The 20227-nt window shown below is 50.7% G+C and carries 16 protein-coding genes, 4 tRNA genes and 3 rRNA genes; 4 read left to right on the top strand and 19 right to left on the bottom strand.

Translation table 11 applies throughout. The features are described from left to right. Positions 1-45: 45 nt before the first annotated feature. The 5 genes from ilvE to ilvL all read right to left on the bottom strand — a co-directional run bounded on the left by ilvE (position 46) and on the right by ilvL (position 3139). Entirely contained in the window at positions 46-975 is a 930-nt protein-coding gene (gene ilvE, locus PS053_RS14550; RefSeq protein WP_059271523.1) for a branched-chain-amino-acid transaminase, read from the bottom strand. Between the two features lie 19 nt (positions 976-994). Beyond that, positions 995-1258 carry an acetolactate synthase 2 small subunit gene (ilvM, locus tag PS053_RS14545; RefSeq protein ID WP_137647056.1) on the bottom strand — a complete coding sequence of 88 codons (264 nt, stop codon included), beginning with the start codon at positions 1256-1258 and terminating at the stop codon, positions 995-997. Further along, positions 1255-2901 carry an acetolactate synthase 2 catalytic subunit gene (ilvG, locus tag PS053_RS14540; protein ID WP_149476909.1) on the bottom strand — a complete coding sequence of 549 codons (1647 nt, stop codon included), beginning with the start codon at positions 2899-2901 and terminating at the stop codon, positions 1255-1257. Before ilvG ends, ilvM begins: the two co-directional genes overlap by 4 nt. Positions 2902-2903: 2 nt before the next feature. Then, positions 2904-2954: a peptide IlvX gene (gene ilvX / locus PS053_RS14535; RefSeq protein ID WP_001387183.1), complete on the bottom strand. Its 51-nt coding sequence runs from the start codon at positions 2952-2954 to the stop codon at positions 2904-2906. 86 nt (positions 2955-3040) lie between these two features. Then, positions 3041-3139 (bottom strand): ilv operon leader peptide, encoded by a 99-nt coding sequence (gene ilvL / locus PS053_RS14530; RefSeq protein WP_001311244.1) that lies wholly within the window; start codon positions 3137-3139, stop codon positions 3041-3043. 352 nt (positions 3140-3491) lie between these two features. On the opposite strand from ilvL, the gene PS053_RS14525 reads away from it, so the two are divergent. Continuing rightward, entirely contained in the window at positions 3492-5012 is a 1521-nt protein-coding gene (locus PS053_RS14525) for a YifB family Mg chelatase-like AAA ATPase (protein WP_059242158.1), read from the top strand. Positions 5013-5037: 25 nt separating this feature from the next. On the opposite strand, the gene maoP is transcribed toward PS053_RS14525, so the two are convergent. Beyond that, a complete protein-coding gene (maoP, locus tag PS053_RS14520; RefSeq protein ID WP_000840999.1) occupies positions 5038-5376 on the bottom strand; it encodes a macrodomain Ori organization protein MaoP in 339 nt (112 codons plus the stop codon). A gap of 118 nt (positions 5377-5494) precedes the next feature. Between maoP and hdfR the strand changes: the two genes are divergently transcribed. Continuing rightward, entirely contained in the window at positions 5495-6334 is an 840-nt protein-coding gene (gene hdfR / locus PS053_RS14515; protein ID WP_000379227.1) for an HTH-type transcriptional regulator HdfR, read from the top strand. Between the two features lie 88 nt (positions 6335-6422). Here hdfR and PS053_RS14510 read toward each other — a convergent pair. From PS053_RS14510 to PS053_RS14480, 7 genes are all read right to left on the bottom strand, one after another. Further along, positions 6423-6498: transfer RNA gene (locus PS053_RS14510), tRNA-Trp, on the bottom strand. An 8-nt stretch (positions 6499-6506) separates the two neighbouring features. After that, positions 6507-6583: transfer RNA gene (locus PS053_RS14505), tRNA-Asp, on the bottom strand. A gap of 54 nt (positions 6584-6637) precedes the next feature. After that, positions 6638-6753 (bottom strand): 5S ribosomal RNA (rrf, locus tag PS053_RS14500). A 102-nt stretch (positions 6754-6855) separates the two neighbouring features. Continuing rightward, a 23S ribosomal RNA gene (locus PS053_RS14495) occupies positions 6856-9757 on the bottom strand. 185 nt (positions 9758-9942) lie between these two features. Further along, positions 9943-10018, bottom strand: a tRNA-Ala gene (locus PS053_RS14490). A gap of 42 nt (positions 10019-10060) precedes the next feature. Further along, positions 10061-10137 (bottom strand) — tRNA-Ile (locus tag PS053_RS14485). A gap of 68 nt (positions 10138-10205) precedes the next feature. Then, positions 10206-11747: ribosomal RNA gene (locus PS053_RS14480) — 16S ribosomal RNA — on the bottom strand. Together the 16S, 23S and 5S rRNA genes with 4 tRNA genes alongside form the textbook arrangement of a ribosomal RNA operon. Before the next feature lie 477 nt (positions 11748-12224). Here PS053_RS14480 and PS053_RS14475 point away from each other — a divergent pair. Beyond that, positions 12225-12917 carry a FadR/GntR family transcriptional regulator gene (locus tag PS053_RS14475; protein ID WP_001131154.1) on the top strand — a complete coding sequence of 231 codons (693 nt, stop codon included), beginning with the start codon at positions 12225-12227 and terminating at the stop codon, positions 12915-12917. 21 nt (positions 12918-12938) lie between these two features. Beyond that, positions 12939-14366, top strand: coding sequence for a multidrug transporter subunit MdtD (gene mdtD / locus PS053_RS14470; protein WP_256879377.1), 1428 nt, complete (start codon positions 12939-12941; stop codon positions 14364-14366). On the opposite strand, the gene rbsR is transcribed toward mdtD, so the two are convergent. The 6 genes from rbsR to rbsD form a co-directional block, all read right to left on the bottom strand. Then, positions 14332-15324 carry a ribose operon transcriptional repressor RbsR gene (gene rbsR, locus PS053_RS14465; RefSeq protein ID WP_000224484.1) on the bottom strand — a complete coding sequence of 331 codons (993 nt, stop codon included), beginning with the start codon at positions 15322-15324 and terminating at the stop codon, positions 14332-14334. The genes mdtD and rbsR overlap by 35 nt on opposite strands. A 3-nt stretch (positions 15325-15327) precedes the next feature. Beyond that, positions 15328-16257, bottom strand: a complete 930-nt coding sequence (gene rbsK / locus PS053_RS14460; protein ID WP_059258692.1) for a ribokinase — start codon at positions 16255-16257, stop codon at positions 15328-15330. A gap of 126 nt (positions 16258-16383) precedes the next feature. Next, complete coding sequence (gene rbsB / locus PS053_RS14455) at positions 16384-17274, bottom strand: ribose ABC transporter substrate-binding protein RbsB (RefSeq protein WP_001056274.1); 891 nt, start codon at positions 17272-17274, stop codon at positions 16384-16386. 24 nt (positions 17275-17298) lie between these two features. Next, positions 17299-18264 (bottom strand): ribose ABC transporter permease, encoded by a 966-nt coding sequence (rbsC, locus tag PS053_RS14450; protein ID WP_000211827.1) that lies wholly within the window; start codon positions 18262-18264, stop codon positions 17299-17301. A 4-nt stretch (positions 18265-18268) separates the two neighbouring features. After that, entirely contained in the window at positions 18269-19774 is a 1506-nt protein-coding gene (gene rbsA, locus PS053_RS14445; protein WP_000387741.1) for a ribose ABC transporter ATP-binding protein RbsA, read from the bottom strand. A 7-nt stretch (positions 19775-19781) separates the two neighbouring features. After that, positions 19782-20201 (bottom strand): D-ribose pyranase, encoded by a 420-nt coding sequence (rbsD, locus tag PS053_RS14440; protein WP_024164881.1) that lies wholly within the window; start codon positions 20199-20201, stop codon positions 19782-19784. Positions 20202-20227: the final 26 nt, after the last annotated feature.

The following is a 20227-nucleotide window of genomic DNA, read 5'->3' as shown; positions in this document are numbered from 1 at the left end:
TCTGTCTCGTAAATGGGACGGTGCGTGCCGTCCCATTTTTTGTATTTATTGATTAACTTGATCTAACCAGCCCCATTTATCTTCGGTTTCGCCAGTGAAGAGGCCGAAGAAGGCTTGCTGGATGCGTTTGGTAACCGGGCCGCAACGGCCTTCACCAACCTGAATACCGTCTACACTGCGCACTGGCGTGATTTCTGCCGCCGTACCGGACATAAACACTTCATCCGCCAGGTACAGGGATTCGCGCGACAGCACCTGCTCACGCACTTCAATTCCCAGCTCTTTCGCCAGTTTGATGATGGCATCACGGGTAATACCCGGCAGCGCGGATGAGGTGAACGGTGGAGTGAACAGCACGCCGTCTTTCACTTCAAACAGGTTTTCGCCTGCGCCTTCAGAGATGTAACCATTCACATCCAGCGCGATACCTTCCTGATAACCGTGGCGACGCGCTTCGCTACCCACCAGCAGGGAAGAGAGGTAATTACCACCGGCTTTCGCCGCGGTTGGGATAGTGTTCGGTGCTGCGCGATTCCAGGAAGAAACCATCGCATCGATCCCCTGCTCCAGCGCCTCTGCGCCCAGATACGCCCCCCACGGGAAAGCGGCGATAATCACATCGGTGGTGTATCCCGCTGGCGGGTTTACGCCCATGCCAACATCACCGACGAAGATCAGCGGACGGATATAGGCGCTGGTGAGATTGTTTTTGCGGATCACGTCACGACAAGCGTCCATCAGCTCATCAATGCTCTGTGAAACCGGAAAGCGATAGATTTTGGCGGAGTCATGCAGACGTTGCATATGCTCACGATGGCGGAATACAACCGGTCCTTTGTGCGAGTCGTAGCAACGGATGCCTTCAAAAACCGAGGTGCCATAGTGCAGCGCGTGCGACATCACATGCACCTTCGCGTCTTCCCAGCGAACCATCTCTCCATTGAACCAAATGTAATCAGCTTTCTTCGTGGTCATTTTTATATTCCTTTTGCGCTCAGGCGCGGATTTGTTGTGATGTGGTTGTGCTCTGGCAGATGGCAACGTGTGCGACGTCCACCAGTTTATTTAACTGACTAAACAGTAAGTCGACCGACCGCGGGCTGGCAACGGTCAATTCGATATTTATATTTTGTGCATCGCTGGTAGCAGCCATATTCATTGAGCAGACGTGGAAACCACGATGACGCACCACGCGTAAAACACGTTCTAAGGTTTCCGGGTTGAAGCGAGCCGATACATTGACCTGATGTTGCATCATGATAATTTCTCCAACATTTCTGAATTACTGGCGCCAGGCGGCACCAGCGGCCAGACGTTCTCAAATTCGTCGATTGAGACATGAAGCAGGTATGGCCCATCACTGTTCAGCATGGTGTCGAGTGCCGCTTCAACCTGGTCTTTACGGGTGATATGTTGGCCAGGAATGCCGAAGGCGCTGGCTAACATGAGGAAATCGGGGTTATCGGTAAGGGTGGTTTCGCTATATCGTTCCTGGAAAAACAGTTGCTGCCATTGTCGAACCATCCCTAACCGTTGGTTATCGAGTAAGACGATTTTCAACGGTAACTGCTTGCGTTTTACGGTGCCCAGCTCTTGCACATTCATCATGAAAGAGCCGTCACCAGAGATACAGACGACGGTATCGTTCGGTCGTGCGACTTGTGCGCCAACCGCCGCCGGTAAACCAAAACCCATAGTGCCTAAGCCGCTTGAAGTGATGAAATTTTCCGGGCGAGTGTGGGCGATGTGCTGCGCGGCCCACATCTGGTGCTGCCCCACATCTGTGGTCACAACGCAATCCGCAGGTTTACGATCCGACAGTTGTTTTAACAACAACGGCGCGTAGATAGCGTCTCCGGGATGGTCGTAACGCCAGGCATGTTCACTACACAGCTGCGCGCAGTGCTGCTGCCAGTCATTGATATTTAACGGCTGTTGTAATGCCGGTAACAGAGCATTTAAATCACCCAGTAATTCCACATGCACCTGACGCAGCTTGTTCATTTCTGCCGGGTCGATATCCATATGGATAACGCTGGCGTGCGGTGCGAAGGTGTTTAGTTTGCCGGTCACCCGATCATCAAAACGTGCACCCACAGCGATCAGCAGGTCACATTCCTGCACCGCAAAGTTCGCCGCTTTGGTGCCGTGCATCCCAAGCATCCCCAGATAGTACGGATAATCCGCTTCAACTGCGCCCAGCCCTTTCAGCGTGCAGGTGGCAGGCATTTTTGTGGCAGCGAGAAATTCACGCAAAGCCGGAACTGCCTGCGCCATACCTACGCCGCCGCCAACATACAGCATCGGCTTTTGCGCTTTTGCCAGCATCTGGCGCGCTTGCTCGACTTCGGCATGTGGAAAAGTTACTTCGTTTTCAACGGTGGTGAACCACGGTTCCAGATCGCCGCTGGCTAACTGGATATCTTTTGGGATATCGACCAGAACCGGACCAGGACGGCCTGAGCGGGCAACGTCGAATGCTTCAGCCATGATGCGCGGCAACTCTTCCAGCGACTGTACCAGGAAGCTGTGTTTGGTACAGGCTAACGACAATCCCAGGACATCAACCTCCTGAAATGCGTCGGTGCCGATGAACGGTGCGGACACCTGACCGGTGATGGCAACGACAGGGATGGAATCTAACAGCGCGTCCGCAAGCCCGGTTATCAGGTTGGTTGCACCCGGACCAGACGTGGCGATACATACGCCGGTTTTGCCAGTAGCACGGGCATAGCCAATTGCCGCCATTGCCGCGCCCTGCTCATGTCGGCACAGCAAGTGTTCCACGCCGCCGTCATACAATGCATCGTAAACCGGCATAATTGCGCCTCCCGGATAACCGAAAACGGTGTTCACATCCTGTGCCCGCAACGCATGTACCACCCACTGTGCGCCATTCATAGTTAGTTCCCCGTCCTGAATCTTGAGAAACAGAATTTTGTGCTGTTATTCATTGCCTGCTCCTCGGTTATGTTTTTAAGGTCAAAAAAAACCCCCGGACCTTTCGGTGCGGGGGTCTTAGTTCGTTAAGGCTTGATCTCTAAGCCTTTCCTCGTCCAAGTGCAGCCCCGCACGGTGGGATAATAATCACCACCACGCTAATCACGACCAGGCTAATCACTCGTAGAAGGGCTGTCATTTTGTCTTTTCTTGCATCTTGTTCGAAGGAATGTCTAAAGAGGTACCATAGATTTTGCGAATAACACAAGATATTTTTTGGCCGATTTTTATGATGCACATAATAATTTCGATAGAAATCATTGTTTTTTATATAAAAAAAGAAGAGTGAAAAAAATTCAATTTCCGTATGTTTCTTGTTCTCCACAAAACAGCACAATATTTGTCCGCAGCATTTTTGCGAGCATCATTCCATCACCAATACAACTCAATATCGATTGCAAAAATAAACAGGAATCAGCCGCTAAAAGTCGTAATTTTGCTGGCTACAGCAGCGAATGATTGTGTTCATAATGGTGACTCAAGGAGGACTTATGTCACTATCAATTGTTCATACTCGCGCAGCTCTGGGAGTAAATGCTCCGCCGATCACTGTTGAGGTACATATCAGCAAAGGTCTACCCGGATTAACAATGGTGGGCTTACCAGAAACGACGGTAAAGGAAGCGCGTGATCGCGTACGCAGCGCCATTATCAATAGCGGATATGAATATCCGGCGAAAAAAATCACTATTAACCTTGCACCTGCCGATCTGCCGAAAGAAGGAGGGCGATATGATTTACCTATCGCTATTGCTTTGCTGGCGGCCTCTGAACAGCTTACAGCCAATAAGTTACATGAATATGAATTAGTCGGTGAACTGGCACTTACAGGAGCTTTGCGTGGCGTTCCCGGCGCAATTTCCAGTGCAACTGAAGCCATTAAGTCGGGCAGAAAGATTATCGTCGCGAAAGATAACGAAGCTGAAGTAGGGTTAATTAGTGGCGAAGGGTGCCTGATAGCTGATCATCTACAAACTGTCTGTGCATTTCTGGAAGGTAAACATGCTCTCGAACGTCCTAAACCAACTGATGCTGAATCCTGGATAGTACAACATGATCTCAGTGATGTTGTCGGCCAGGAACAAGGAAAGCGAGGACTGGAAATTACCGCCGCTGGCGGGCACAACCTTTTACTGATTGGGCCGCCGGGAACAGGTAAAACAATGCTCGCCAGCCGTATTAATGGCCTGTTGCCAGATTTAAGCAATGAAGAGGCGCTGGAGAGTGCCGCGATATTAAGCCTGGTAAATGCTGAATCAGTACAAAAACAATGGCGGCAGCGTCCGTTCCGCTCACCGCATCACAGTGCGTCGTTAACTGCGATGGTGGGCGGTGGCGCAATTCCTGGGCCTGGTGAAATTTCGCTGGCGCATAACGGCGTGCTTTTTCTTGATGAACTCCCTGAATTTGAACGACGTACATTGGATGCCTTGCGGGAACCCATAGAGTCAGGACAGATCCATCTTTCACGCACACGAGCAAAAATAACTTATCCAGCCCGTTTCCAGCTTGTCGCGGCGATGAATCCCAGCCCAACCGGACATTATCAGGGGAACCATAACCGCTGCACGCCAGAACAAACATTACGTTATCTCAACCGACTTTCTGGTCCCTTTCTCGACCGCTTCGATCTCTCACTGGAGATCCCACTACCACCACCCGGTATTTTAAGTAAAGCGGTAGTTCAGGGGGAAAATAGCGCCACCGTTAAACAACGCGTCATAGCCGCCAGAGAGCGCCAATTTAAGCGGCAGAATAAGCTGAACGCCAGGCTGGATAGCCCGGAGATACGCCAATACTGCAAACTTAAAAGCAACGATGCACAGTGGCTGGAGGAAACGTTGATACACCTGGGATTATCGATTCGTGCCTGGCAACGACTACTGAAGGTATCAAGAACTATTGCTGATATTGAGCAATCTGACGTCATTACTCGCCAGCATTTACAGGAGGCGGTGAGCTATCGGGCTATCGACCGCCTGCTCATCCATTTGCAAAAACTGCTGACGTAAAAAAAGGGCATTCAGCCCTTTTTTATTAATCGTCGGAATCCGTATAGTCTTCAGCACCTTCAACCTGCGGTTTACCGCCGGAAAGAGTGTGAAAACGTTTTGGACGCTTGATACGCGCCATATACTTAGACCACACGCGTTCTGCTTCTGTCACTGGTTCACGTTCACCACGACATACTGCGACGAAGAGTTTCTCTTCTTCGGTAACCGGCTCGCGTTTGCCGAGATCCAGCTCATTGAAGGCATAACCATGACGTTCAAGCAGTTGTGCCTCTTTGATGGTGAAATCACCATGACGAGAGAATCCACGTGGATAATGTTTATTGTCGAAATATCGATTAGTCGTCGTAAAGCTTTCCGCCATCCTGCACGCTCCTAATTCTTTGACCGAGCTAGTTATGGCGCGGAGTATTAGTTACGCTTGACAGAGTGTAAAACAAAACATTTAAATCATAACGACAAATAATTTTGCGGAGAGCAATGTGGATACGGAATTGTTAAAAACTTTCCTGGAAGTTAGCCGAACGCGTCACTTTGGTCGTGCGGCTGAATCGCTCTATCTGACCCAATCAGCCGTAAGTTTTCGGATCAGACAACTGGAAAATCAACTGGGTGTGAATCTTTTCACCCGCCACAGAAACAATATCCGTTTAACTGCTGCCGGAGAGAAGCTTCTGCCTTACGCAGAAACTCTCATGAATACCTGGCAGGCCGCCCGTAAGGAGGTGGCGCATACATCACGGCATAATGAGTTTTCTATCGGTGCCAGCGCCTCTCTGTGGGAGTGTATGCTTAATCAATGGCTGGGACGGCTGTACCAAAATCAGGATACTCATACAGGTTTGCAGTTTGAAGCGCGAATCGCCCAACGTCAGTCACTGGTAAAACAGCTGCACGAACGCCAGCTTGATCTTCTTATTACTACTGAAGCGCCAAAAATGGACGAATTTAGTAGCCAGCTGTTGGGGCATTTCACTTTAGCACTCTATACCAGCGCTCCTTCCAAGTTAAAAGGCGATCTCAACTATCTGCGTCTGGAATGGGGGCCGGATTTTCAACAACATGAGGCAGGCTTGATCGGTGCGGATGAAGTTCCTGTTCTGACAACCAGCTCGGCAGAACTGGTACTGCAACAGATTACAATGCTTAATGGTTGTACCTGGTTGCCTATGAGTTGGGCGCGTAAAAAAGGTGGCCTGCACACTGTTGTTGATAGTACAACGCTTTCTCGCCCCCTCTATGCTATCTGGCTGCAAAATAGCGATAAACACGCATTGATCCGCGATCTATTGAAAATTAATGTTCTGGATGAAGTGTATTAATCAGAATATCAGGCAAGGATGCCGGGAAGGTTAATTTTAGGGGATATACAAACAAAAAAAATCCTTAGCTTTCGCTAAGGATGATTTCTGGCAGGGGCGGAGAGACTCGAACTCCCAACACCCGGTTTTGGAGACCGGTGCTCTACCAATTGAACTACGCCCCTAATTAGGGTGGCGGAACGGACGGGACTCGAACCCGCGACCCCCTGCGTGACAGGCAGGTATTCTAACCGACTGAACTACCGCTCCACCGAATTCTTTTACAACCACCAGTTTTATGACCGGCTTACTGCTAAATTTGATGCCTGGCAGTTCCCTACTCTCGCATGGGGAAGCCCCACACTACCATCGGCGCTACGGCGTTTCACTTCTGAGTTCGGCATGGGGTCAGGTGGGACCACCGCGCTATCTCCGCCAGGCAAATTCTGTTTTATCAACACGTCTCATTCCGACATGTCAATTTAATCTGTTATCAAGCTTACTTATCAATCTCTCATCCGCCAAAACACCTTCGGCGTTGTAAGGTTAAGCCTCACGGTTCATTAGTACCGGTTAGCTCAACGCATCGCTGCGCTTACACACCCGGCCTATCAACGTCGTCGTCTTCAACGTTCCTTCAGGAGACTCTAAGTCTCAGGGAGAACTCATCTCGGGGCAAGTTTCGTGCTTAGATGCTTTCAGCACTTATCTCTTCCGCATTTAGCTACCGGGCAGTGCCATTGGCATGACAACCCGAACACCAGTGATGCGTCCACTCCGGTCCTCTCGTACTAGGAGCAGCCCCCCTCAGTTCTCCAGCGCCCACGGCAGATAGGGACCGAACTGTCTCACGACGTTCTAAACCCAGCTCGCGTACCACTTTAAATGGCGAACAGCCATACCCTTGGGACCTACTTCAGCCCCAGGATGTGATGAGCCGACATCGAGGTGCCAAACACCGCCGTCGATATGAACTCTTGGGCGGTATCAGCCTGTTATCCCCGGAGTACCTTTTATCCGTTGAGCGATGGCCCTTCCATTCAGAACCACCGGATCACTATGACCTGCTTTCGCACCTGCTCGCGCCGTCACGCTCGCAGTCAAGCTGGCTTATGCCATTGCACTAACCTCCTGATGTCCGACCAGGATTAGCCAACCTTCGTGCTCCTCCGTTACTCTTTAGGAGGAGACCGCCCCAGTCAAACTACCCACCAGACACTGTCCGCAACCCCGATAAGGGGCCAACGTTAGAACACCAGCCATTAAAGGGTGGTATTTCAAGGACGGCTCCATGCAGACTGGCGTCCACACTTCAAAGCCTCCCACCTATCCTACACATCAAGGACCAGTGTTCAGTGTCAAGCTATAGTAAAGGTTCACGGGGTCTTTCCGTCTTGCCGCGGGTACACTGCATCTTCACAGCGAGTTCAATTTCACTGAGTCTCGGGTGGAGACAGCCTGGCCATCATTACGCCATTCGTGCAGGTCGGAACTTACCCGACAAGGAATTTCGCTACCTTAGGACCGTTATAGTTACGGCCGCCGTTTACCGGGGCTTCGATCAAGAGCTTCGCTTGCGCTGACCCCATCAATTAACCTTCCGGCACCGGGCAGGCGTCACACCGTATACGTCCACTTTCGTGTTTGCACAGTGCTGTGTTTTTAATAAACAGTTGCAGCCAGCTGGTATCTTCGACTGATTTCAGCTCCACGAGCAAGTCGCTTCACCTACCATCAGCGTGCCTTCTCCCGAAGTTACGGCACCATTTTGCCTAGTTCCTTCACCCGAGTTCTCTCAAGCGCCTTGGTATTCTCTACCTGACCACCTGTGTCGGTTTGGGGTACGATTTGATGCTACCTGATGCTTAGAGGCTTTTCCTGGAAGCAGGGCATTTGTTGCTTCAGCACCGTAGTGCCTCGTCATCACGCCTCAGCCTTGATTCTCCGGATTTGCCTGGAAAACCAGCCTACACGCTTAAACCGGGACAACCGTCGCCCGGCCAACATAGCCTTCTCCGTCCCCCCTTCGCAGTAACACCAAGTACAGGAATATTAACCTGTTTCCCATCGACTACGCCTTTCGGCCTCGCCTTAGGGGTCGACTCACCCTGCCCCGATTAACGTTGGACAGGAACCCTTGGTCTTCCGGCGAGCGGGCTTTTCACCCGCTTTATCGTTACTTATGTCAGCATTCGCACTTCTGATACCTCCAGCATGCCTCACAGCACACCTTCACAGGCTTACAGAACGCTCCCCTACCCAACAACGCATCAGCGTCGCTGCCGCAGCTTCGGTGCATGGTTTAGCCCCGTTACATCTTCCGCGCAGGCCGACTCGACCAGTGAGCTATTACGCTTTCTTTAAATGATGGCTGCTTCTAAGCCAACATCCTGGCTGTCTGGGCCTTCCCACATCGTTTCCCACTTAACCATGACTTTGGGACCTTAGCTGGCGGTCTGGGTTGTTTCCCTCTTCACGACGGACGTTAGCACCCGCCGTGTGTCTCCCGTGATAACATTCTCCGGTATTCGCAGTTTGCATCGGGTTGGTAAGTCGGGATGACCCCCTTGCCGAAACAGTGCTCTACCCCCGGAGATGAATTCACGAGGCGCTACCTAAATAGCTTTCGGGGAGAACCAGCTATCTCCCGGTTTGATTGGCCTTTCACCCCCAGCCACAAGTCATCCGCTAATTTTTCAACATTAGTCGGTTCGGTCCTCCAGTTAGTGTTACCCAACCTTCAACCTGCCCATGGCTAGATCACCGGGTTTCGGGTCTATACCCTGCAACTTAACGCCCAGTTAAGACTCGGTTTCCCTCCGGCTCCCCTATTCGGTTAACCTTGCTACAGAATATAAGTCGCTGACCCATTATACAAAAGGTACGCAGTCACCCCATTAAGAGGCTCCCACTGCTTGTACGTACACGGTTTCAGGTTCTTTTTCACTCCCCTCGCCGGGGTTCTTTTCGCCTTTCCCTCACGGTACTGGTTCACTATCGGTCAGTCAGGAGTATTTAGCCTTGGAGGATGGTCCCCCCATATTCAGACAGGATACCACGTGTCCCGCCCTACTCTTCGAGCTCACAGCATGTGCATTTTTGTGTACGGGGCTGTCACCCTGTATCGCGCGCCTTTCCAGACGCTTCCACTAACACACACACTGATTCAGGCTCTGGGCTCCTCCCCGTTCGCTCGCCGCTACTGGGGGAATCTCGGTTGATTTCTTTTCCTCGGGGTACTTAGATGTTTCAGTTCCCCCGGTTCGCCTCATTAACCTATGGATTCAGTTAATGATAGTGTGTCGGAACACACTGGGTTTCCCCATTCGGACATCGCCGGTTATAACGGTTCATATCACCTTACCGACGCTTTTCGCAGATTAGCACGTCCTTCATCGCCTCTGACTGCCAGGGCATCCACCGTGTACGCTTAGTCGCTTAACCTCACAACCCGAAGATGTTTCTTTCGATTCATCATCGTGTTGCGAAAATTTGAGAGACTCACGAATAATCTTTCGACTATTCAGTGTTTCAATTTTCAGCTTGATCCAGATTTTTAAAGAGCAAAACTTCGCAGTGAACCTTTGCAGGTACACTCTGAAGTATTTTTTGTTTAATCACTACAGAGATGGTGGAGCTATGCGGGATCGAACCGCAGACCTCCTGCGTGCAAAGCAGGCGCTCTCCCAGCTGAGCTATAGCCCCATAACATGTAGTTAAAACCTCTTCAAATTTGCCGTGCAAATTTGGTAGGCCTGAGTGGACTTGAACCACCGACCTCACCCTTATCAGGGGTGCGCTCTAACCACCTGAGCTACAAGCCTGTAGAGGTTTTACTGCTCATTTTCATCAGACAATCTGTGTGAGCACTGCAAAGTACAGTTCTTTCAGGTAAGGAGGTGATCCAACCGCAGGTTCCCCTACGGTTACCTTGTTACGACTTCACCCCAGTCATGAATCACAAAGTGGTAAGCGCCCTCCCGAAGGTTAAGCTACCTACTTCTTTTGCAACCCACTCCCATGGTGTGACGGGCGGTGTGTACAAGGCCCGGGAACGTATTCACCGTGGCATTCTGATCCACGATTACTAGCGATTCCGACTTCATGGAGTCGAGTTGCAGACTCCAATCCGGACTACGACGCACTTTATGAGGTCCGCTTGCTCTCGCGAGGTCGCTTCTCTTTGTATGCGCCATTGTAGCACGTGTGTAGCCCTGGTCGTAAGGGCCATGATGACTTGACGTCATCCCCACCTTCCTCCAGTTTATCACTGGCAGTCTCCTTTGAGTTCCCGGCCTAACCGCTGGCAACAAAGGATAAGGGTTGCGCTCGTTGCGGGACTTAACCCAACATTTCACAACACGAGCTGACGACAGCCATGCAGCACCTGTCTCACGGTTCCCGAAGGCACATTCTCATCTCTGAAAACTTCCGTGGATGTCAAGACCAGGTAAGGTTCTTCGCGTTGCATCGAATTAAACCACATGCTCCACCGCTTGTGCGGGCCCCCGTCAATTCATTTGAGTTTTAACCTTGCGGCCGTACTCCCCAGGCGGTCGACTTAACGCGTTAGCTCCGGAAGCCACGCCTCAAGGGCACAACCTCCAAGTCGACATCGTTTACGGCGTGGACTACCAGGGTATCTAATCCTGTTTGCTCCCCACGCTTTCGCACCTGAGCGTCAGTCTTCGTCCAGGGGGCCGCCTTCGCCACCGGTATTCCTCCAGATCTCTACGCATTTCACCGCTACACCTGGAATTCTACCCCCCTCTACGAGACTCAAGCTGACCAGTATCAGATGCAGTTCCCAGGTTGAGCCCGGGGATTTCACATCTGACTTAATCAACCGCCTGCGTGCGCTTTACGCCCAGTAATTCCGATTAACGCTTGCACCCTCCGTATTACCGCGGCTGCTGGCACGGAGTTAGCCGGTGCTTCTTCTGCGGGTAACGTCAATGAGCAAAGGTATTAACTTTACTCCCTTCCTCCCCGCTGAAAGTACTTTACAACCCGAAGGCCTTCTTCATACACGCGGCATGGCTGCATCAGGCTTGCGCCCATTGTGCAATATTCCCCACTGCTGCCTCCCGTAGGAGTCTGGACCGTGTCTCAGTTCCAGTGTGGCTGGTCATCCTCTCAGACCAGCTAGGGATCGTCGCCTTGGTGAGCCGTTACCTCACCAACAAGCTAATCCCATCTGGGCACATCCGATGGCAAGAGGCCCGAAGGTCCCCCTCTTTGGTCTTGCGACGTTATGCGGTATTAGCTACCGTTTCCAGTAGTTATCCCCCTCCATCGGGCAGTTTCCCAGACATTACTCACCCGTCCGCCACTCGTCAGCAAAGAAGCAAGCTTCTTCCTGTTACCGTTCGACTTGCATGTGTTAGGCCTGCCGCCAGCGTTCAATCTGAGCCATGATCAAACTCTTCAATTTAAAAGTTTGATGCTCAAAGAATTAAACTTCGTAATGAATTACGTGTTCACTCCTGAGACTTGGTATTCATTTTCGTCCGAAGACGTTAAGAATCCGTATCTTCGAGTGCCCACACAGATTGTCTGATAAATTGTTAAAGAGCAGTGCCGCTTCGCTTTTTCTCAGCGGCGCGGGGTGTGCATAATACACTTTCCCGCTACAGAGTCAAGCATTTTTTGCTTTTCTCTGTCAGGACTCTCAGGAGAATCCTGCTGACCCGGCGGCGTGTTTGCCGTTGTTCCGTGTCAGTGGTGGCGCATTATAGGGAGTTATTCCGGCCTGACAAGAGGAAATTTAAAATAATTTTCCAACCGCGCGTTTTTTCATCAAAACACTCGTTAATGTGCCATAAAACAAGCAATTTGCCGTTTTTGCAACCGCAATCACAATTCCTGATGGCATACTAAGGAGGAATAAAAAGAAAAAGGAAGATAAGTAATGCCTTTAAGCGCACAACAGTTAGCTGCACAGAAAAACCTTTCGTATGTTCTGGCTGAGAAGCTGGCGCAACGGATCTTAAAAGGTGAATATGCACCCGGCACTATTCTGCCCGGTGAAATAGAGCTGGGTGAACAATTTGGAGTGAGTCGTACCGCAGTGCGGGAAGCGGTCAAGACGTTGACAGCAAAAGGAATGGTTTTGCCACGTCCACGAATTGGCACCCGCGTAATGCCTCAATCCAACTGGAACTTTCTTGATCAGGAATTGCTCACCTGGTGGATGACGGAAGATAACTTTCATCAGGTCATTGATCACTTTCTGGTTATGCGTATCTGTCTGGAGCCGCAAGCCTGTTTACTGGCTGCAACGATTGGCACCGCAGAACAGAAGGCGCATCTCAATACGTTAATGGCCGAGATGGCGGCGTTAAAAGAACATTTCCGCCGGGAACGTTGGATTGAGATCGATATGGCCTGGCATGAACACATTTATAAAATGAGCGCCAATCCATTTTTGACTTCTTTCGCCTCACTATTTCATTCGGTTTATCACACTTACTTTACGTCGATAACCAGCAACACCGTGATAAAACTGGATCAGCATCAGGCGATTGTCGATGCAATAATCCAAAGTGACGGCGACGCGGCTTTCAAAGCGTGTCAGAGGCTTTTACTCACCTCCGAGAAGTAATACAACCTAACGGAACATTGAATGAGCGAGAGAAAAAAGCGCAGTATGGCGGGATTACCGTGGATTGCGGCAATGGCCTTCTTTATGCAGGCTCTTGATGCCACCATTCTGAATACCGCCTTACCCGCTATCGCTCATAGTCTCAATCGTTCACCTCTTGCCATGCAATCGGCCATCATCAGTTATACGCTGACTGTAGCAATGCTTATTCCGGTAAGTGGATGGTTGGCCGATCGCTTTGGCACGCGCCGTGTTTTCACCATTGCCGTGAGTCTGTTCACCGTAGGTTCTCTGGCCTGCGCACTTTCTAACTCGCTGCCACAATTGGTTGTCTTTCGTGTTATTCAAGGAGTAGGCGGCGCAATGATGATGCCAGTCGCTCGCCTGACTCTACTGCGTGCTTATCCCCGCAATGAACTTCTCCCAGTATTGAATTTTGTCGCTATGCCCGGTCTGGTGGGGCCTATTTTAGGGCCAGTTCTTGGCGGGGTACTGGTTACCTGGGCGACATGGCACTGGATCTTCTTAATCAATATCCCCATTGGTATTGCGGGTCTTCTCTATGCCCGCAAACATATGCCCAACTTCACCACCGCACGACGTAAGTTTGATATCAGCGGTTTCTTACTCTTTGGTTTTAGCCTTGTTCTCTTCTCAAGCGGAATAGAGCTGTTCGGGGAAAAGATTGTCGCCAGTTGGATTGCCTTGACAGTGATTGTCGTCAGCATAGGGTTACTGCTTCTTTATATTCTTCATGCTCGCCGAACGCCAACCCCATTAATTTCATTAGAACTGTTTAAAACTCGTACTTTCTCAATTGGTATCGTAGGTAATATCGCAACCCGTCTGGGGACTGGCTGTGTTCCGTTTCTGATGCCATTGATGTTACAGGTTGGTTTTGGCTATCAGGCATTTATTGCCGGCTGTATGATGGCGCCAACGGCGTTAGGTTCCATTATTGCGAAATCGATGGTTACACAGATTTTACGGCGTCTGGGTTATCGCCATACGCTAGTGGGGATCACGGTGATTATTGGACTGATGATAGCCCAGTTCTCTTTGCAATCTCCGTCGATGGCAATATGGATGTTGATTCTGCCGTTGTTCATTTTAGGGATGGCCATGTCGACGCAATTCACCGCCATGAACACCATTACGCTTGCCGATTTGACGGATGATAATGCCAGCAGTGGTAACAGCGTTCTGGCGGTCACACAACAACTGTCGATTAGTTTAGGCGTTGCTGTTAGTGCGGCCGTTCTGCGCGTTTATGAAGGGATGGAAAGCACAACGACTGTTGAACAATTCCACTATACGTTCATCACGATGGGGATTATTACTGTTGCTTCCGCAGCAATATTCATGCTTCTGAAAGCAACGGATGGTAATAATTTAATTAAAAGACAGCGCAAATCTAAGCCGAGCCACGCGCCATCAGAACCGGAGTAAGTTGTAACCGTTGTTGCTGCAATGTCGGCTGAGCCATCCGATGGATTAATACATCAATCGCCAGCTCCCCCAGTTCATCTTTGGGTTGATGGATAGTCGTGAGCGGCGGCGTCATAAAACTTGCCAGTTCAATATCGTCATAACCAATCACCGCAATATCCTGTGGGATACGTAACCCCGACTGATATAACGCCTGATACACGCCAACGGCCATGGCATCGTTTCCGGTAAAAACCGCCTGTGGACGCTGCGAGTGTGATAGCAATGCTTGCATTGCTTCAAATCCACCATTGAACTCGAAATCGCCAGTGACTTCATAGCCGACTGGAATCTCCAGTCCGGCGCGTTTCATTGCCGTACGATAACCTTCTAACCGTAAACGCGCAGGTGTTTTATCCAGCGGCCCCGTAATGCAGGCGATGCGAGTATAGCCTCTGTCAATAAGATGTTGAGTTGCTAAGTCTCCGCCCAGCAAGGAATTATCCTGAATGAGATCGCTATCGCCATCAAAGGGCGCCCAGTCCATCATCACAGTAGGGACTGTCGGATAACGTTGCATGATTTCGCGCGAAGGCTGGTGTGTTTCGGTGCAGAGTAACAGCAAGCCATCAACACGCTTTTGCATCAACGTTTCCAGATTGCGATTCATTCGCTGCTCATCGCCTTCAGTATTACAAAGGACAAGACTGTAGCCACGTTCAAAGCAACTGCGTTCAACGCCACGGACCAGTTCAGAGTAGAAAGGATTGGTACTGGCAGTAATCAACATGCCAATAGTTCGTGTCTGATTAAGTTTGAGGCTACGCGCCAGTGCTGAAGGCGCGTAATTGAGTTCTTTAATCGCCATTTCCACTTTGGCGGTAATCGCTTCACTGACGAAGCGATCTTTATTGATGACGTGAGAAACCGTTGAAGTGGAAACACCCGCCAGGCGAGCAACATCCTTCATCGTAGCCAATCGTCACCTCTGCCTGTCTAAAAACGCATCGATCTCTTCCCGCCATGGTACAGAAGGTTGTGCGCCTGTCCGCGTCACGGCAATCGCAGCAGCAGCATGAGCAAAACGAATCGCCTCTGCCAGTGTTTTTTCTTCCAGCAATGCCGTGATTAACGCACCATTAAAAGTATCTCCGGCAGCAATGGTATCGACAGCCTGAACCCGGAATCCGGGAACGCGCTGACCTTCGCCATTCACGCTAGCCCACACGCCACGACTTCCTAAGGTAATCAGTACGGTATGGATACCTTTATCATGCAGAACCTGTGCCGCCTTCGCCGCATCTTCATCATTTTCAACACGAATCCCGGTGAGTTTTTCGGCTTCCGTTTCGTTTGGCGTAATAATGTCCACCAGCGTCAACAGTTCGTCAGGAAGTTCACGAGCCGGAGCGGGGTTAAGCGCAACGATAGTCTTATTTTGATGGGCTATTTTCGCCGCTGCCATCACACTTTCGAGTGGTGATTCCAGTTGCATTAATAATGCCGACGCGTTGGCAATGCGTTCACGTTGCGCTTCCACCAGCGTCGGGGAAAGGGCCGCGTTGGCGCCGGCATGAATACCAATGACATTCTCTCCTTCGCCATTAACAAAAATCAGCGCCACGCCCGTTGATTCACCTTTGATCACACTTATCGGAGAAATATCGATGTTATCAGTAGCGAGTTGCTGACGTACGCTCTCGCCGATGCTGTCATCGCCCGTGCAGGCGATAAACGCGATATTCGCACCGCTACGCCCTGCAGCCACAGCCTGGTTCGCGCCTTTGCCGCCAAATGCGACTTGATAGTGGTGACCGGTTACGGTTTCGCCAGGAGTAGGAAAAGATTGAAGATTAAGGATATGGTCAGCATTAATGCTGCCAAGAACGACGAGGCTGCCTGCGTTTTGCATATTTGGAATGTCCATAAAATGCGCCACCGGATTAGGGTGGCGCGTGCCCTGCTTTTCTTTATATTACACGTTCATCTATCGATGACGTATTGGTGTCACCATCAGTTCATAACGCCTGATTCAAGACTACTGCTTAACAACCAGTTTCAGCTCAACCGGATATTTAGCCTGAACTTTCTCGCCTTTCAGCACTTTATCGGCGGTTTCGACGCCTTTCGCGCCAATCTGATCGGGTAGCTGAGCGATAGTCGCTGCCAGTTTGCCATCATTCACCGCTTTTTCGCCATCGGGTGTACCGTCAAATCCGACAACCATCACATCCGATTTACCGGCAGTTTGCAGTGCGCGCAGTGCGCCCAGCGCCATTTCATCGTTCTGTGCAAATACAGCCTGCACATCTGGATGAGCGGTCAGCAAATTCTGCATCACGTTCAAACCTTTGGTGCGGTCGAAATCTGCCGGCTGGCTGGCAAGGACGTTAAATTTGTGAGCAGCAACGGCCTGCTGGAAGCCTTCGCCGCGTTCACGAGCCGCGGATGTTCCGGCAATACCTTGCAGTTCGATAACTTTGGCACCTTCACCTGCTTTTTTCGCGATGTAATCGCCCGCAATTTTACCGCCCAGTACGTTATCGGAAGCAATGTGGCTCACGACTTCACCTTTCGTGGCCTGGCGGTCAAGAGTGATAACCGGGATGTTCGCCTGGTTAGCCATCTTCACAGCATTACCCACTGCGTCAGAATCCGTCGGGTTAATCAACAGAATTTTGGTGCCGCGAACGGTTAAATCCTGCACGTTCGCCAGTTCTTTTGCCGGGTTATTCTGGGAGTCCAACACCACCAGGTTATAGCCGAGTTTATCCGCCTCTTTCTGCGCGCCATCTTTCAGGGAAACAAAGAACGGGTTATTAAGCGTGGAAACCACCAGCGCGATGGTGTCTTTTGCCATCGCATTCGCACTGACGGTGGCGCTTAGCGCAACAGCGGAAACCAGGGTAGCCAGTTTTTTCATGTTCATATTCAAGATGTCCTGTAGTCGTTATTACTGTTTTTTGTTGTCTACCAGCACCGCCAGCAAAATCACCACCGCTTTGACGATCATCTGGTAATAGGAGGAAACACCTAACAAATTCAAACCATTATTAAGGAAGCCAAGAATTAATGCGCCGATCAACGTCCCAACAATGCGACCTTTACCGCCCGCCAGACTTGTACCGCCCAGAACCACCGCCGCAATAGCATCCAGTTCATAGCCCGTCCCCGCCGTCGGTTGCGCAGAGGAAAGACGCGCCACTTCAATGATCCCGGCCAGTGACGCCAGCAGACCACAAAGAGAATAGACGATGATTTTGATTTTATTGACGTTGATACCAGAAAGGCGCGTTGCGGCTTCGTTACCGCCCAACGCGTAGATGTAACGCCCCAGACGCGTGTGATGCAGCATGTACCAGGCTGCGAGGAAGACAATCCCCATAATCCACACTGGCGTCGGTACGCCCAGCGGACGACCAATACCAAACCAGCCAAACAGGTCGGCATTCTCGGTAAAGCCGGTGTTTACCGGGCTACCGTTGGTGTAAACCATCGTTACGCCGCGCAGTAACAACATCATCACGAGGGTAGCGATAAATGCCTGAACACGGCCTTTCGCCACAATCACTCCGGTTACCGCGCCAATTGCAGCCCCTAATGCCAACGCCGCAGCAACAGCCACCAGCGCGTTGACTTCAATGCCGACGATAGATGCAGCCACTGCGCCGGTCAGCGCCAACAGAGAACCGACGGACAAGTCTATTCCTGACGTCAGGATCACCAGCGTCATCCCGACCGCCATAATGGCGTTCACCGAGGTTTGCTGGAGAATATTGAATAAGTTATTGATGGTGAAAAAGTTTGGGCTTAACGTCGAGACAATCGCGATCAGCACCAGCAGAGCGATAAGCGATTTCTGCTCCATCAGCCACGCTTTCGTGAAATAACGGCGACCAGAGGCAGTCTGGGTTGTCATTTTTTTACTCCTGATTCACGCGATTTAGCTTGCCCACAGCGGCAGCCATTAACACTTCCTGGGTGGCCTGCTCACGAGTAAATTCCCCGCTGAGATGCCCTTCATGCATAACGATGATGCGATCGCTCATGCCTAATACTTCAGGCATCTCCGATGACACCAGAATGATGCTCAAACCATCGGCTTTGAACTGGTTAATCAGTTGATAAATTTCTTTTTTCGCACCGACATCCACGCCGCGGGTAGGCTCATCAAGGATCAATACTTTTGGGCGTGTCATCAGACCGCGGGCAATAGCCACTTTTTGCTGATTACCGCCAGAGAGCAGACCAATCGCCTGTTCCATCGACGGTGTTTTTACATTGAACAGGCGAATAAAATCACTCACCGCCTGCTGTTCATCAGTATGCTTCAGACTGCCGCCAGTACGGCTGAAGTAACGCAGCGCAGTCAGCGACATGTTCTCTTTTACTGACATGCCCAGCACTAAACCATCACGTTTACGGTCTTCGGAGATATACACAATGCCATTCGCCAGGCCATCCTGCGGTGAACGGGTAACGACTTCATGCCCATCCAGGGTGACGTAACCGCTGGTGCGCGGCAGTGCGCCGTAGAGCACTTTCATCAGTTCGGTACGCCCAGCGCCCATCAAACCAGAGACGCCAAGAATTTCGCCTTTGCGTAAGGTAAAAGAGACATCGTTAACGCCAGGTCCGCAGAGATTATCGACTTTCAGGCGGATATCTCCCGGCGCTTTGTCCAGATGTGGATACTGATCTTCCAGCTTGCGGCCCACCATCATCTCAATCAGCGAATCTTCGGTCAGTGATGCCACTTCGCGCTCAGCAATAAATTGCCCGTCACGGAAAACGGTAACGTCATCGCAAATCTCGAAAATTTCTTTCATGCGGTGGGAGATATAGACAATACCGCGGCCTTGCGATTTCAACTCGCGGATGACGCGGAACAAGGATTCAGTTTCGGTATCGGTCAGCGCATCAGTCGGTTCATCCATAATGATGACTTTCGACTCAAAGCTCAGCACTTTGGCGATTTCAACCATCTGCTGATCACCGATGGAAAGATCGCCCACCAGCTTGTCGCTTTTAAAGCGCAGGTTAAGTTTGGCTAACAGTTTATCCGCTTCGGCATACATGGTTTTCCAGTCAATTTTGCCAAAGCGATTGACAAACTCACGACCAAGAAAAATGTTTTCCGCAATGGTCAACTGTGGGATTAAGTTCAGTTCCTGGTGGATAATGCCGATCCCAGCTTCCTGAGAGGATTTAGGTCCATTAAAGGTGGTCTCTTTACCCAACCATAAAAGCGTACCGGCATCGCGAGTATAGATACCCGTAAGCACTTTCATCATGGTGGATTTACCCGCGCCGTTTTCGCCCACCAGCGCCATTACACGCCCCGGATAGACATTTAACGCGGCGCCCGAGAGGGCTTTTACGCCCGGGAACGCTTTATCGATACCTATAAGCTGTAGTAACGCTTCCATGACGGCCTCAGAACGTCACGCCAGCACAGAGAATGATATTCGCATACGGAGAACATTCTCCGCTGCGAATTACCGCCTGACTTTCTGCGGTTTGTTGTTTGAATTGTTCATGCGTGGTGTAACGAATTTCAATGGTATTTCCCTGGTGTTTTTGCAGCTGCTCAAGGTGAGTGAGCAACGTTTCGTGGAGTTGCGGATTATGTTGTTTGATCTCTTCCGCGATAATGGCTGCCTCGACCTGCATTTCGCTTGTCACAACGCCCAGCACCTGCATAAAAGAAGGTACGCCCTGGGTTAATGCCATATCGATACGTGTTGTATTTTTAGGGATGGGTAAACCCGCATCACACACCACCAGCGTATCGGTATGCCCCAGACGGGAGATCGCCGACGAAATGTCAGAATTAAGAACGACGCCTTTTTTCATTTTTTTCTCCATCAGCGAAACGTTTC

The organism is Escherichia albertii (assembly GCF_028622335.1).
In the GTDB taxonomy this organism is placed as follows: domain Bacteria; phylum Pseudomonadota; class Gammaproteobacteria; order Enterobacterales; family Enterobacteriaceae; genus Escherichia; species Escherichia albertii.
Note: the sequence above shows the minus strand (reverse complement) of the source record. Positions and strands in the feature narration are given on the sequence as shown.

Bases quoted from the DNA above. Each gene is read 5' to 3' on its own strand.
- PS053_RS14525 (WP_059242158.1), top strand. From the start codon at position 3,492: ATGTCACTATCAATTGTTCATACTCGCGCAGCTCTGGGAGTAAATGCT.
- ilvM (WP_137647056.1), bottom strand. From the start codon at position 1,258: ATGATGCAACATCAGGTCAATGTATCGGCTCGCTTCAACCCGGAAACC.
- ilvL (WP_001311244.1), bottom strand. From the start codon at position 3,139: ATGACAGCCCTTCTACGAGTGATTAGCCTGGTCGTGATTAGCGTGGTG.
- ilvE (WP_059271523.1), bottom strand. From the start codon at position 975: ATGACCACGAAGAAAGCTGATTACATTTGGTTCAATGGAGAGATGGTT.
- PS053_RS14475 (WP_001131154.1), top strand. From the start codon at position 12,225: ATGCCTTTAAGCGCACAACAGTTAGCTGCACAGAAAAACCTTTCGTAT.
- rbsC (WP_000211827.1), bottom strand. From the start codon at position 18,264: ATGACAACCCAGACTGCCTCTGGTCGCCGTTATTTCACGAAAGCGTGG.
- mdtD (WP_256879377.1), top strand. From the start codon at position 12,939: ATGAGCGAGAGAAAAAAGCGCAGTATGGCGGGATTACCGTGGATTGCG.
- rbsA (WP_000387741.1), bottom strand. From the start codon at position 19,774: ATGGAAGCGTTACTACAGCTTATAGGTATCGATAAAGCGTTCCCGGGC.
- rbsK (WP_059258692.1), bottom strand. From the start codon at position 16,257: ATGCAAAACGCAGGCAGCCTCGTCGTTCTTGGCAGCATTAATGCTGAC.
- rbsB (WP_001056274.1), bottom strand. From the start codon at position 17,274: ATGAACATGAAAAAACTGGCTACCCTGGTTTCCGCTGTTGCGCTAAGC.
- maoP (WP_000840999.1), bottom strand. From the start codon at position 5,376: ATGGCGGAAAGCTTTACGACGACTAATCGATATTTCGACAATAAACAT.
- ilvG (WP_149476909.1), bottom strand. From the start codon at position 2,901: ATGAATGGCGCACAGTGGGTGGTACATGCGTTGCGGGCACAGGATGTG.
- rbsD (WP_024164881.1), bottom strand. From the start codon at position 20,201: ATGAAAAAAGGCGTCGTTCTTAATTCTGACATTTCGTCGGCGATCTCC.